Genomic DNA, 13,629 nt, shown 5'->3' on the forward strand with positions numbered 1-13,629 from the left:
ACACAAAGTCTTTTTTACTATTGAAAAGTTAAAACGTATTACAAGTAATTATTATTTATTAACTTTGTAAACTATGTCAGATACTAAAAGAATTTCCAAGAAAACTCAAGAACAAGAATTAATTGAGGATTATGAAAATTTAATCGGCTCATCTGAATTCTCATTTGTTGTTCCTATGGAATGGAGTAATGAAGGTGATTCCATTAAACGATTTTCACTTTACGAAGATTATACTCCTGTGAAAACTTCAGGAGGTACAATCTTAAATCTTTAATATTGAACTATGCCAAATTGGGGAGAAGTATTAAAAGAAATACAAGAAACTCATAAAAAGTATCCAGGTAAAAACCCACTTGACATTGTCAGAAGAAAATACCTTAAAAAAGTTTCTACTGTTACCTCTAGAAATGTTATAGCTTATTATTCTGGTTGGCTACAAAAACCAAAGGCTCCAGATACTGCTGTTAACGATAAAGATAAGTCTGGATTTATGCTTACCATTCATAAAATGGATAAGTCTAAAGGCTTAGATTTAATACTTCATACTCCAGGTGGAGATTTAGCAGCCACAGAATCTTTAGTTGATTATCTTTACTCAATGTTTGGTCATAATATACGAGTTATTGTACCTCAAATATCAATGTCTGCTGGAACTATGATAGCCTTGTCCGCAAAAGAAATTATTTTAGGAAAACATTCTAATTTAGGTCCAATTGACCCTCAAATGGGAGGCATGGCTTGTCAGGCCATTCTTAATGAATTTGAAGACGCTAAGAGAGACATTAAATCTAATCCACATGCTGCATCATTATGGCAAGTAATTATAAGTAAATATCACCCAACATTCTTAGGTGCTTGTAAACAGGCAATTGATTGGTCTGAAAATATGGTTAGCCAGTGGTTAATAGATAACATGTGTTCAGATGATACTAGTAAGGTTGGTGGTATAATGAAAATGTTTGCAGATCATAAAAAACAAAAATCTCATGCAAGGCATATTTCTAAAAAACAATGTGAGGAAGTTGGGCTTAATATAATATCCCTAGAAGATAACAAAGAATTGCAAGATGCGGTTCTTACAACACATCACGCCTTCATGCACGCATTTGCAAGTACAAATGCTGTTAAAATTATTGAAAATCATAATGGGATAGCTTATGTAGAACAATCAGTTCCTTCTATTCCAACTAAATAATATAATTTTTCATCTCCCTATTCTTTTATGGAGGATTGATTATTTTTTTTATAAAAATAACCTCAGTCATTTTATAATCTATCTAGAGCCCCGTCCAAACTACAATCTAAAAAACAGATAATTCAAGTTTTGAATCAGATGGTAATGAAATGGAAGTTTGGAAGCATTTTGGAATAATTGTAATTTTATAGAAATACACCTAGAAATTGTGATTTTATATAATAAAAGGGATGAAATTAGGTGCACATTAAAATGTAAAAGGGACCGTTAATCTAAAAAGGGATCATGTAATAAAATACTTCTTTTTTAATTTCTATATTGGTAGTTTAAATACATTAAATTCTTTTGAGTATAAATGTGTAAATTAAGAATACTACTATTTCTTTACTTTTTAACTACAATAACAGCTTTTGCCCAGAAAGAAGCCAATATCTGGTATTTTGGACGTAATGCTGGATTGGATTTTAACAGTGGAAACCCAGTAGCACTTACCGATGGGGAATTAAACACTACAGAAGGCTGTGCTACAATCTCAAATAATGATGGAGAGCTGCTTTTCTATACTGATGGAATTACAGTTTGGAATAGGATTCATCAAGTAATGCTTAATGGAAATGACTTACAAGGACATGATTCTAGTACTCATTCAGCAATAATTGTTCCTAAACCTGATAGTGATAAGTTATATTATATTTTCACGATTGATAAACAAGGTGGAAATAAAGGAATTCAATATTCTGAGGTTGATATGAATATGGATGGAGGATTGGGTGGTGTTACCTTAAATAAAAACATTAAACTCCATTCTCCAGTAACTGAAAAATTAACTGCAGTTGTAGGATGTAATGGAGACTGTATATGGGTAATTACTCATAAAATAAATAGTAGCGAATTTTTATCTTACAAAGTGACTAGTCTAGGAGTTAATGAAACACCTATAGTTAGTGATTCAGGGTCAGTTTCAACAGGTTTTCAAGGCTCAATTGGTGCCATAAAAGCATCTCCAAATGGAAGAAAAATTGCTGTAGCTCGCCTTGTTCAAAATGTGCAAATTTTTGATTTTAATTCCGATAATGGAATTATAAGCAACGCGTTAACCCTTCTGAACAATGGAGGTCCTGACGGCTATTATGGTATTGAGTTTTCTCCCAATGGAAATATTCTATATGTAGGTTTAGAATATGGAGGAGTTTTTCAGTTTAACTTAAGAGCTGGGTCTATTGATGATATAATATCCTCTAAAATAGAAATCACTAAAGACCTTTTTGGCTATGGGGCTCTTCAATTAGCTGTTAATGGAAAGATTTATATAACTGATCAAGGTAGTGATTATTTAGAAGTTATCAATAATCCTAATATTGTTGGCTTAGGTTGTGATTTTCAATCTAATGCAGTTTATTTGGGAGGACAAGTTACTGAGATTGGACTTCCGCCATTTATTCAATCATTTTTTCATATTGAAGGTATTATAGCAGAAGATATATGTTTTGGAAATCTAACAAAGTTTTTATTAAATGACACTGTAGATTCTGTGGTATGGGATTTTGGAGACCCAGCTTCAGGAAGTAATAATAATTCAACTGATTTAGAGCCAACACATATATTTACAAGTCCAGGAACTTATGAAGTTAGTGTTACTGCAACTGTGGGAGTGAACACAGCAATAGAAACTACAACAGTAACTATTTATGAGCAACCTGTAGCAACAAAACCTCACGATATATTATTATGTGATTTATTAGGAGATATTACTTTTGATCTTGAAAGCCATAGTATTCATGTCTTAAATGGTTTAGACCCTAATGTTTTTGGAGTGAATTATTATGAAGGGATGACAAACTATACCAATGGAATAAAAATAAGCCCTCCAGAAGCCTATACCAATTCATTAAATTTTTTCACACAAGAAATTATAGCTGAAGTTTATAATAAACAAAACCCTGAGTGTACAGATGTTACAGAGTTTAATATAGGAATATATAAAACCCCTGAATTAGAATCATCAGCGAATCTTTCAAGCTTAACACAATGTGATAATTCTAATTCAGGGTCGGATACAGATGGTTTTGCTGAATTTGACCTTACAAAACAAGAACCTAATTTATTGCTAAATGGAGTAGCTTCAGAAGTGCATTACAATTACTTTACAGATGCAGCTTTAACTCAACCTATTGCGACACCAAATTCATTCACAAATACTCAAAACCCACAAACTATTTATGTAGAAGGAGTAAGTAATGCTAATAATCAATGTAAAACTACAACATCATTTGCTGTTGAAGTTTTTGAACTTCCAAGTGTAACTCCAGTAGTAGAACTAAAGCAGTGCGATGAAGATTTAGATGGTTTTTTTAGTGCATTTAATTTAAACGAAGTTATAAATGAAATAACAACTAATGCAGCTAATGAAACGGTTACTTTTTATGAATCTCAAGCAGATGCTGAAAATAATAACAACCCTATAACGAACCCTACAATATATTCTAATCAAACTCCAAGTTCAGATTCTGTTTGGGCTAGAGTAGAAAATAATAATGGCTGTTTTAGAACGTCACAAGTTAATCTAACAGTAACTACAACTCAAATACCAAATACATTCATTAGAGAATTTTATGTATGTGATGATGATTCTGATGGGATTTCAAATTTTGATTTTAGTAGTGTGCATTCAGAAATAGAAGCAATGTTTCCAATGGGGCAACAATTAATAGTTGCTTATTACAGAAATGAAGCTGATGCACTAGCAGAAGAGAACCCTATTACTGATATTTTAAATTATAATAATATTGGTTACCCAAATACTCAGCAAATTTATGTAAGAGTAGATAGTAAAGTGGATAATGACTGTTTAGGGTTAGGAGCGCATATTAATTTATATGTAGAAGCACAGCCAATTGCTAATCCAGTAAGCATAGAAAGGCAGTGTGATGATGACCAGGACAATATGTTTCCATTTAATACATCGCAAATAGAAGCAACATTATTAAGTGGCCAATCTTTATCAGATGTTACAGTAGCATATTTTGATGAAAATAATAACTTTTTACCAAGCCCATTACCTAATCCTTTTTTAACATCAAGTCAGTTAATAACAGCTAGAGTAACAAATAATAATGTTAATGATGGAAGTTGTTTTGACGAAACTACTTTAGAATTTATCGTAGACAAGCTACCTATAGCAAATCCCGTTCCAGACCAAATATCATGTGATGATGGAATAGATGATGCAGATGGATTTCATGAATTTGATACTTCTTTAATTGAGGGTACTATACTTAATGGACAAACTGGTATGGTAGTACATTATTATGATGTGAATGGAATAGAGCTTTTTAGTCCTTTACCCAATCCATTTAATACACAAACACAAACAATTAGAGTAGAGGTATTAAACCCAATGAATCCAAGTTGCACAGACACAACAGAGGTTGAGTTTATAGTTAACCCATTACCTAATTTTTCAATAGATACTCCTCAAATAGTGTGTTCTTCTGACCCAACATTTACTGTAGTTTTAAATCCAGAAGAAAATGATGCTAATGAAATGTTTAACTATGAATGGGTTTATGAAGATGGAACAATATTATCTAACGCTACGACTTTGACAGTATCTAGACCAGGAACCTATTCAATTACATTAACTAAAACTGATGGTACAGATTGTTCTAGAACTAGAGATGTTTTTGTAAATGCTTCAGAATTAGCTACGATAGAGGCAGATGATATTATTATCGTGGATGCATCAAACAATAATACTATTACAATTAACTTGAGTGATTTAGGACAAGGAGATTATGAGTTTGCATTAGATGATGAGTTTTCATTTTATCAAGACAATCCAATATTTAAAAATGTTAGTGCTGGTGTACACACATTATATATAAGAGACAAAAAGGGATGTGGTACAAGTTTTATTGATATATCTGTTATTGGCTTTCCTAAATACTTTACACCCAATGGAGATGGAACTCATGATTTTTGGCAGGTAAAAGGAGTAGATAATAGATTTCAAACTAACAGTGATATCTTTATTTATAATCGCTATGGAAAGCTGATAAAGCAAATAAACCCTAATTCAAAAGGATGGGATGGTACTTTTAATGGAAAAATGCTACCTGTAGATGATTATTGGTTTAGTGTAAATTTGGATGATGGAAGATTATTTAAAGGTCATTTTGCTTTAAAAAGATGATTTTAACACAAAAAACAAAATTATTAATTATAACACATTGATTGTTAGTATGATGAAAATTAATTCTAAAGTCCCGTCCAGACCGCAAGTATTGCTAAAAGCTCTAAGAGATTAGGGCTTTTTTTGGCAATTAAATGAAGTTGTGTTGTTCCTAGAGAAATCTAGGACGTAGTTATACCAAAGTTAATTTGGTATTCCAATGAGAAGCTTTCCTTTTTTCTGTATAGAAAATAGGGATGCTTTTTTGTTTTAGGGCTATTGCATTAGCAATATTTTATTCTTCTATAACCTGTGACTTTTTATTCGCGATAGTGTCTTATGCTTAAATATTAAACCCTAGTCAAAATGGCAAAATTTGAAATTTATAAAAACAAAAGAGGAGAGTTTAGATTTAGATTAAAAGCAGGTAACGGGCAGAATATACTTGCTAGCGAAGGTTACTCAGTTAAATCTGGCTGTATTAATGGAATAGAATCTGTTAGAAAAAACGCTTCAGATGATTCCAGATTTGATAGACTCACAACATCAAACGGCAAGCCTTATTTTAATTTAAAAGCCTCTAATGGACAAGTTATTGGCACTAGTGAAATGTATTCTTTTGTAAGTGCTATGGAGAATGGAATAAACTCTGTCAAAACCAATGCATCTATAGCTACGGTTGAAGATTTATCGTAGATAACCAGCGTAATTTCAAATAATTACTAAAACAAAAGCTTTCCTTTTTCTGTATAGAAAATAGGGATGCTTTTTTGTTTTGGGCAATTGAGTTAGCAATATATTACTTCCCTTTTAATTATTTAAATAGCGTGACTTTATTTAATATGTAGTGTCTTAACAATGTTGAACAAGTAAATTTATCAATTATGAAAAGAATAAATGGTTTAATCATTTTGTTGTTATTAATAGTCTTTGGTTGTGGCGATAAAAAAGAAGAGAAGGAAGTAGAAAGCGATTCAGTAAAACTAGAAAAACTGCATGTAGAACAAGAAATAAAAGTATTAGAAGCAGTAGCTGAAGAGATCAAAAAGACTGAAGTAAGTATTGAAGAATCCATAAAAAAACTGGATGAAATGTTTAATGAATTATAAAACTAAGAGTCATGAAAAAAATATTTAAAAAGATAGTAGTTCTTATGTTATTATTGGGTTTTATTACTCAAAATAGTTTTGCACAAAAACCAGATAAACCAGGTAAAAAAGATAAAACTGAAAAGCAAATTACAAAAGAAGCTAAAGAAGGGAAAGAATTAAAAATCAACAAGAAGGATAAAGCCGAAAAAAAGTTAAAGAATAAGGAAAAAGATCTAAAGGATAAAAAGGAGCAAATCGAGAATAAAGGAAATTCTTATGGGAAGAATAAAGAAGGACTTGAAGGTAAAGATTTTGGTAAAGAACGCGCAAGACAGGCTAAATTAAATAAAGAGCAAAGAATTAAGGAATTAAAAAATTCTGTTGAAAAAGGGGAATCTAAAGCAAATAGTACAAGAGAACGAGTAAAAAAAATAAAAGAAGACTTAAAACAACAGAAGAAAGACGGTAAGTTGACAGAACAAGAGTATGAAGAAAAGGTTGAGAAATTAAAAGATATTGAAAAAGAAGTTGATGCTTTAGAAGAGAAAGTTAAAAAAGGGAAGAAGTTAGGCAAGTCATCAATAAAAGAGCAATAAAATTTGATACATCTATTATAAAGAAAGTAATATAATGTGCATTTTATCGAAAAACACAGTAATATATTGCTATAGTTTATAGTTGATGTTACTTTTGTAAATATCTGAAAAAAAAGAAGTTATGAGTTTTAAATGTTTAAAATCCTTTTTTGGAATTGGTGTGATGCTAATGTTATTAATGTTTAACTGTAATAGTGATAATGGCAGCAAAAATGATACCGCTAAGGTTCAATTAAAATTAGTTGATGAACCAGGTGATTATTTAGAAGTTAATATTGAGATTATAGATATACAATACAAATCTTCAGATGATGAGGAAAACTGGGTAAGTTTTAATCCAGAAGGAGGATATCCCATTAATGTCGATATCACTGAACTTATTGCAGGAAATAGTTTGTTATTAACGGATGAAGTTGTACCTGTTGGAATTTTAAAACAAGTAAGATTGGTTCTTAGTGATAATAATACGCTTAAAATTGAAGGAGAAGACGATTTAATTCCTTTAGAGACTCCTAGTGCACAAAAATCTGGTTTAAAGCTCAATTTAAATGAGGAATTAGAATCTGGGTTTGTGTATTCATTTATTTTAGACTGGAATGTTCAAAAGTCTATTGTTAAAGCAGGTAATTCAGGAAAATATATTTTAAAACCTGTTATTAAAGTTAATGTGGAAGTTAATTCTGGTTCTATAAGTGGAAAGGTAGTTGAAATTATTGAAGAAGTTGAAACACCAGTTGGAAATCAGGTTGTAGAAGTATATACTACTGATGATGTATTGGTTAAAGATACTTTAACAGATGAGAATGGAGATTTTGTAATACAAGGTCTTGAAGCAGGAAATTATATTTTAAAAATTTCTAGAGAAGGGTATTTAGAATATGTTTCTGAGGAAGTTATTGTTACAGTTGGTAATATAGAACCAGCGGAAACTATAGTACTTGAACTAGAATAAAATCTATACAAAATATTAAATAAAAAACCCACTTAATTTAGAGTGGGTTTTTTCATTAAAAAAACCTTTATAGAAATAAGAACGAAACTTGAATTTTTTATTAGCAGCTGAATAATCAAATAGTATGAAATAACTTAAAAACAGCTTCTTTATAAGTTTTACTTACAGGAATTTTTTTCTCACCAACAAAGAGCATATTACCTTCAAATCCATTAACAGAATTAATGTTTACAACATAGCTTCTATGCACTCTCAAGAATTGATTTAGAGGCAGATGAGCTTCTATTTTTTTAAGTACCATTGAATAAATAAATCGTTCAGATTTTGTGCTTACTGTGCAATAATTATTGTCAGCTTGCAAAAACAAAATTTCTTTTAAAGGGACACGCTCAAAATGATGATTCTTTTTGAGAAATAAACTATCCTTTATTTGTAATACTTGATTCTCTGTTTTGTTAAACGTTTGCTTTTTAACCAATTCATTTTCACGAGTTTTGTTAGCATAATTTACTAAGGCTAATTCTATGGCAATGCTTACTTGACGATTATTAAATGGTTTTAAAATATAGGCATAAGGGTGAACTTTTTTAGCACGCTCTACTAAAGAAATATCTGCATGAGATGTTAAGAATATAAATGGAATTTGATACTTATCATTGATGATTTTTGCAAGTTCAATACCATCTATATCTCCTTTTAGAATAATATCAATTAACATAATGTCAATATCATTATTTTTAGTAATTAATTCTAAAGCACGTTTAGCAGAAGCTGCAATTCCAACAATTTGATAATTGATTGCTGTAAGCCTATTTGCAATATCTTGGGCTATTAATATTTCATCTTCTACAATAAGAATTTTTACTTTTTGGTTATTCATAGTGATAAAATTCGTTACGTTAGTTTTATATTCATTCTCCAATGTGTTCCATTTTTACTCTCCAATTTTTCAATAACCCCTTCTAATTGTTCAATTAATGAGTAGATAAGTTTAATGCCAAAAGAATTGTTTTTTTCTGCTTCGTTAGTATTAAAACCAATACCGTTATCAATAATTTCAATATCTAAGTAATCTTTATCCTGTAGCATTATTATCTTTAATTTTGGTTTATCAATAGCTATATAAGCGTATTTTAAGGCATTTATTATAACCTCATTAATAACTAATGCTAGAGGAACGGCTGTATCTAAACTCACACTGATATCGTCAATTTTAAAGTTAGGCTCAAAAGGCGCATCATAACCATGGAAAAGCCCTAATACTAATTCTTCAATATAATCTTTTAGTAATATTCGTGTATCTAAATCTTCTTGATAGAGTTTTCTATGTACTAGCGAGAGCGCTTCAACACGATACTTGCCTGCTACAATGGCTTCTTTAGCTGGATGCCCTGTAAGTTCATGACTCTGTAGGTTTAGCAAACTTGAAATCATTTGTAAATTGTTCTTTATGCGATGATTGAGCTCCCTGAGTAGCAATGCTTTTTCCTGTTCGCGTTTAGAGATGATATCCTTTTGTTTAGATAAGGTACTATTTGCAACCTTAGTTTTTTTATTACCTCTATAGAGCAGATATGCAAACAACAATAACATTGAAATACCTATAGCTAAAGAAGTGACCAAATATTTTTGGTTGGTATTTGTAATGTTTAATAAATCTATTTTAGATTCACGCTTATCAATTTCATAACCAGCCTTAAGTTGCTCTATTTTTTGAACATTTTTTTTATTGACTAAACTGTCTTGATAAACCTGAAATAGTTTTTGATATTTTAGTGCTTTAGAATATTGATTCTGACTTTCATAAAAACTAGTAAGTAAAACACAAAAATCGCGTATTTGCTCTTTAAATCCAGCTTTTTTCGCGATAGTTAAGGCTTCCAGAAATTTAGTTTTGGCAAGGTTGTACTTTTCTTCTTTATTATAGACAGTTCCCAACTCAGCAATATATACAGAGCTAGAATAATAATCTTCTAAAGGTTTAAGAATATTTATAGCATCGTTTAGGTGCCCTTCTGCTAACTCTAACTTGTTTTGAGTGTTATAGACCATTCCAAGATTACCTTGGGAATAGCCTTGAATCATATTGTTTTTCAATTGCTTGTTGAGATTTAAAACTCTTTTAAACGAAACTTCGGCACTGTCTAAATGCCTAGCTAAACGATAGTTTTCCCCAAGATTTAAAATAGTTATAGCATATTTTTGATTTTTATTCAAGTTTGAATAAATCTGTTTGGCTCTCTTCAAATATTTAATTGCCATGTCATAATTTAGATTACTCATATAATTATTAGCTAATTGTGCATATGTGGCAGCCATTCTTTTTCTTAAATCTAGTGATTCATATATTTTTAATGCATTAATAGATGCTTCTAATGATAAATTATTATTACCAATTCTGTGTTCAAGAAGACTTATTTCTTCAAAGGCTTCAGCTTGTAAAATGGGATTATTAATCTTGATGGCTAATTTCAAAGATTCTTTAGAAAAGTCTATAGAAGTTCTAATATCTGGATGATAAATAGCTATATCCAATAATAATTTTGTGCGATCTACTTCAGATAAGTTTGAATTACCCAATTGTTGGATTAAACTATCAGCTTTTTTAATGCTTTGCGAGTATATTAATGTAGAACACATTAATATACAGAGAAGTAACATTTTAGATTTAAACATTTTGTATTAATTAATCTCTAGATCTAATTTTCATCACAGGATCCAAAATAAAATAATAGCGTCGTTTAAAATTATCTTTATGATCAATAATTAAAGAGAACATGATACTATATGCAACAAAACTGTCATGGAATTTCTTCCTAGTGGTAATGCTGCATCTGTCTTTTTTGTCTGGAGAAATATACAGTGTGCCTTCTGGGGCACAGTATATATGTTCTGAATCACAATCAAAAATGCTATTCCAATAATCTTTAGCTATAAGGTCATGATCATTAAATACTCTACCAACATTTTTTACTTTGCAGCATACCAATTTTGGTTTACTCAATATATATTGCGGATTATCCTTTTTTTCAGGGTGTAATTTAATGGTGATTTCTGCCTCAGCTGGTATTTCTGGAAATTGATTATCACCTAAACTTACAAAACTATCTGCAAGAATAGGTTGATAAGGCGTTCCTAAACCAAGATAACAGTCATTAACTGCGGCTCTAATATCTTTTAAATTAATAGGAAATTTTCTCGGATAGTTTTGGGTTGTTGTTTTTAAATCAATTTTGATGAACATGTTGGGTTGGTTTTAGTTAGTACATGTTCTGAAGGAGTTTTATGTTGCTATTTTAATATGTTGAAGATAATAAAATATAACAGGAAAAGCATCAATAGAGACAAAGATTTTTCTTATTAACCACTTGATTATGTTTCACTCATTAATTGCTATCGCCTACTCAATAATTTATTCCATTCACTCATCTCTTTTCTTTTTACTCTAGTAAAAAAACATATTTGATTAATCTTTGATTGTGTAGCTACAAATAGATCAGTTGATTAAAACGGCGGAAACTGAAAAGCCTTAATAGAGTAGGATAAACCAAAACTAACAATTATGCCTAGATACAAAGTAAATAATCCAGATGGCACTCCTATTTATGCTACAAAGCATTGTGATCATCCTATAAAGTATCTCAAATTTGGAAGCGAAGTATATAGTACTACAGCTCCTATTGATGGTCCTGATGGTTATGGAAAAGTGCTTAAGGTAACTGAAGTGTTAGATAAAGACATCTATGGATGGGTTTATAAATCGCAGTTATCAAATCCCTAAGTAATTAGTAATACGAATATTCTTTTAAACAATTTATTTTTAATCAAAAACATATAGGTTCAACATTAAGTAATCTATACGTTTTATAAAATTTAAACAATTATGGCTTTTTCATCAGAACAAGTATGGGCTAAATTTTACGAAAAATTAGTTCAAACAGCAGTACCAAATTTCGACAAAACAAAACAAGCAGTTTCTATTGCAGGAACAACATTAAGTGCAGACATTGTTAATGCAGATCCAGATATTAGTAACGCTAATATTTACAATATTGGTAATTTATTACCAGCGGCAAGTGCTTCATATGCTCCAGGAGGAGATTTAATAACATCTTATTCGCTCTTTCTTCAAAATATTGATTTAGGAGGAGACTCTAATCCAGCATTGCAGAAAAAAATTAATGTAGCAGCAGCAAATGTAAATAGTAATCAAACAAATTATACAAAAGTATTTAGTGAAGCAATGGATCAGTTTATAAAATACAAAACAATTGATCCCAGTTATACAGGTGGTTTTGATGAGTGGGCTAATACAAATTATCCTGTTTATGCTTCTGCAAAAACATCACTTAACGGTGCAATAGCCGACTATGATGCTTTAATGGTAAAGGCCCATGGTGCTGGGTATACTACTATTCAAGCTGCCCAAGCATCTGTTAGTGCACTTACAGGAGCAAAAGAGCTTTTGAAAAAAAACCCTTACAATATGCCTGTTAAGGTAGGGTCTGTTGCTCCTGCTGGAGGTACTCCTGTGTTACCAGGACAAGATCCATCAGCTCCACCAAATACTTTAACTTCAACATTTAGACCTGCTTTTAGTGTTGGTGGTGGGCTTGCTAATGTTTTTTCTGCCTGGGAAACTGAAAGTGTAAACAAAAACTTTCCTGTGTCTATTGCTTTATCTGGAAATTTTGCAGATGGAAACTATAGAGATTTTGGTTGGAGCGAATCAGTGAGTGCATCTTATAGGTCTTGGTTTTCTGTAAAAGTGAATCAGCAAGCATCATATCAATCTGTAAATCAAGATTGGAAACAATCTTCTTTTAACTGTAAAGTTTCTTTTAATGGATTGCAATCATTTCCAATAAATCCTGATGCAAATTGGTTTTCTAGCGGAATAATCCAAAATTTTAAAGACAAATTACTTTCAACAAGTCCTCAGTTTTTTGGTGAAGGAGGGTCACTTAATGTTATACCTTCATCTATAATATTAGGGCTGGGTCTTAAAATTGAGATTACAGTAGATAACGCTAGTTACACGTCGTTAAAGACTGCATTTCAGCAATCTGCTTCTGTTTCAGTTGGGATAGGGCCATTTAGTTTTAGCGGTTCTGAGTCTTCTCATTTGAATACATCTAATTTTACTTATAATGATGATTCCAATACTATAGTAATTAATCCAGGACCAACTGATGTTCCTCTTTTATTAGGAGTAGTAAGTGATAAGTACTAATCCAAATTAATTGAAATACTGACTTTGAGGTAATAATTATTTTGCCTCAAAGTCTTATTACAAATATTATAATTAATTGAAGAGTATAAATTAATTTAAAAACTTAAAAAAATGATGACAGATTGGAAAATATCAAATTATACAGACCCTCTACATATTAATCAAACATGGGTTTATTATACAAATCCTAATTTCCCAAATATTCATATGAGTAGAAGTGTAGACAATCCAAATCAGGATCATATGGCAACAAATAACCGTCTTTACTATTATTATGGTGTTACAAATACTTTTAATGTTTTTGGTATTCCACTAGTAGTTCAGACTAATTTAACAGATGCCTGGAAAGATTATTTTACTGTTTAATGTATTACATATATTCATGTTGTTT

General features: G+C 30.7%; 13 protein-coding genes. 10 read left to right on the forward strand and 3 right to left on the reverse strand.

Translation table 11 applies throughout. The annotated features are described in order from the left end of the window. Positions 1 to 73: 73 nt before the first annotated feature. From M3P09_RS02755 to M3P09_RS02785, 7 genes are all read left to right on the forward strand, one after another. Positions 74 to 274: a hypothetical protein gene (locus M3P09_RS02755; protein ID WP_249971928.1), complete on the forward strand. Its 201-nt coding sequence runs from the start codon at positions 74 to 76 to the stop codon at positions 272 to 274. 9 nt (positions 275 to 283) lie between these two features. Next, on the forward strand, positions 284 to 1,195 hold the full coding sequence (locus M3P09_RS02760; RefSeq protein WP_249971929.1) for an SDH family Clp fold serine proteinase: 912 nt from the start codon (positions 284 to 286) through the stop codon (positions 1,193 to 1,195). 355 nt (positions 1,196 to 1,550) lie between these two features. After that, a complete protein-coding gene (locus M3P09_RS02765) occupies positions 1,551 to 5,387 on the forward strand; it encodes a T9SS type B sorting domain-containing protein (RefSeq protein ID WP_249971930.1) in 3,837 nt (1,278 codons plus the stop codon). A 345-nt stretch (positions 5,388 to 5,732) separates the two neighbouring features. After that, a complete protein-coding gene (locus M3P09_RS02770) occupies positions 5,733 to 6,062 on the forward strand; it encodes a YegP family protein (RefSeq protein WP_249971931.1) in 330 nt (109 codons plus the stop codon). A gap of 188 nt (positions 6,063 to 6,250) precedes the next feature. Next, on the forward strand, positions 6,251 to 6,475 hold the full coding sequence (locus M3P09_RS02775) for a hypothetical protein (RefSeq protein ID WP_249971932.1): 225 nt from the start codon (positions 6,251 to 6,253) through the stop codon (positions 6,473 to 6,475). Positions 6,476 to 6,486: 11 nt separating this feature from the next. Further along, on the forward strand, positions 6,487 to 7,053 hold the full coding sequence (locus M3P09_RS02780; RefSeq protein ID WP_249971933.1) for a hypothetical protein: 567 nt from the start codon (positions 6,487 to 6,489) through the stop codon (positions 7,051 to 7,053). 121 nt (positions 7,054 to 7,174) lie between these two features. Further along, on the forward strand, positions 7,175 to 8,005 hold the full coding sequence (locus tag M3P09_RS02785; RefSeq protein ID WP_249971934.1) for a DUF4382 domain-containing protein: 831 nt from the start codon (positions 7,175 to 7,177) through the stop codon (positions 8,003 to 8,005). A 115-nt stretch (positions 8,006 to 8,120) separates the two neighbouring features. Here the strand turns inward: M3P09_RS02785 and M3P09_RS02790 are convergent, their stop codons facing one another. Genes M3P09_RS02790 through M3P09_RS02800 form a run of 3 tightly spaced genes read right to left on the reverse strand, consistent with a single transcriptional unit; the run spans position 8,121 to position 11,249 of the window. Continuing rightward, the gene (locus tag M3P09_RS02790) at positions 8,121 to 8,885 is read right to left on the reverse strand and encodes a LytR/AlgR family response regulator transcription factor (protein WP_099564743.1); all 765 of its coding nucleotides are present in this window, start codon (positions 8,883 to 8,885) and stop codon (positions 8,121 to 8,123) included. A 14-nt stretch (positions 8,886 to 8,899) separates the two neighbouring features. After that, on the reverse strand, positions 8,900 to 10,681 hold the full coding sequence (locus M3P09_RS02795; protein ID WP_249971935.1) for a tetratricopeptide repeat-containing sensor histidine kinase: 1,782 nt from the start codon (positions 10,679 to 10,681) through the stop codon (positions 8,900 to 8,902). A gap of 10 nt (positions 10,682 to 10,691) precedes the next feature. Beyond that, a complete protein-coding gene (locus M3P09_RS02800; protein ID WP_249971936.1) occupies positions 10,692 to 11,249 on the reverse strand; it encodes a hypothetical protein in 558 nt (185 codons plus the stop codon). 318 nt (positions 11,250 to 11,567) lie between these two features. On the opposite strand from M3P09_RS02800, the gene M3P09_RS02805 reads away from it, so the two are divergent. From M3P09_RS02805 to M3P09_RS02815, 3 genes are all read left to right on the forward strand, one after another. Further along, positions 11,568 to 11,786 carry a hypothetical protein gene (locus M3P09_RS02805; protein WP_249971937.1) on the forward strand — a complete coding sequence of 73 codons (219 nt, stop codon included), beginning with the start codon at positions 11,568 to 11,570 and terminating at the stop codon, positions 11,784 to 11,786. Between the two features lie 102 nt (positions 11,787 to 11,888). Next, positions 11,889 to 13,238 carry a hypothetical protein gene (locus M3P09_RS02810; RefSeq protein WP_249971938.1) on the forward strand — a complete coding sequence of 450 codons (1,350 nt, stop codon included), beginning with the start codon at positions 11,889 to 11,891 and terminating at the stop codon, positions 13,236 to 13,238. Positions 13,239 to 13,349: 111 nt separating this feature from the next. Continuing rightward, positions 13,350 to 13,604: a hypothetical protein gene (locus tag M3P09_RS02815; RefSeq protein WP_249971939.1), complete on the forward strand. Its 255-nt coding sequence runs from the start codon at positions 13,350 to 13,352 to the stop codon at positions 13,602 to 13,604. The last annotated feature ends 25 nt before the right edge of the window (positions 13,605 to 13,629 follow it).

Source organism: Jejuia spongiicola (assembly GCF_023502325.1).
GTDB lineage: Bacteria > Bacteroidota > Bacteroidia > Flavobacteriales > Flavobacteriaceae > Wocania_A > Wocania_A spongiicola.

Coding starts and splice junctions, on each gene's coding strand:
- M3P09_RS02755 (WP_249971928.1), top strand. CDS start 74: ATGTCAGATACTAAAAGAATTTCCAAGAAAACTCAAGAACAAGAATTA.
- M3P09_RS02760 (WP_249971929.1), top strand. CDS start 284: ATGCCAAATTGGGGAGAAGTATTAAAAGAAATACAAGAAACTCATAAA.
- M3P09_RS02765 (WP_249971930.1), top strand. CDS start 1,551: ATGTGTAAATTAAGAATACTACTATTTCTTTACTTTTTAACTACAATA.
- M3P09_RS02770 (WP_249971931.1), top strand. CDS start 5,733: ATGGCAAAATTTGAAATTTATAAAAACAAAAGAGGAGAGTTTAGATTT.
- M3P09_RS02775 (WP_249971932.1), top strand. CDS start 6,251: ATGAAAAGAATAAATGGTTTAATCATTTTGTTGTTATTAATAGTCTTT.
- M3P09_RS02780 (WP_249971933.1), top strand. CDS start 6,487: ATGAAAAAAATATTTAAAAAGATAGTAGTTCTTATGTTATTATTGGGT.
- M3P09_RS02785 (WP_249971934.1), top strand. CDS start 7,175: ATGAGTTTTAAATGTTTAAAATCCTTTTTTGGAATTGGTGTGATGCTA.
- M3P09_RS02790 (WP_099564743.1), bottom strand. CDS start 8,885: ATGAATAACCAAAAAGTAAAAATTCTTATTGTAGAAGATGAAATATTA.
- M3P09_RS02795 (WP_249971935.1), bottom strand. CDS start 10,681: ATGTTTAAATCTAAAATGTTACTTCTCTGTATATTAATGTGTTCTACA.
- M3P09_RS02800 (WP_249971936.1), bottom strand. CDS start 11,249: ATGTTCATCAAAATTGATTTAAAAACAACAACCCAAAACTATCCGAGA.
- M3P09_RS02805 (WP_249971937.1), top strand. CDS start 11,568: ATGCCTAGATACAAAGTAAATAATCCAGATGGCACTCCTATTTATGCT.
- M3P09_RS02810 (WP_249971938.1), top strand. CDS start 11,889: ATGGCTTTTTCATCAGAACAAGTATGGGCTAAATTTTACGAAAAATTA.
- M3P09_RS02815 (WP_249971939.1), top strand. CDS start 13,350: ATGATGACAGATTGGAAAATATCAAATTATACAGACCCTCTACATATT.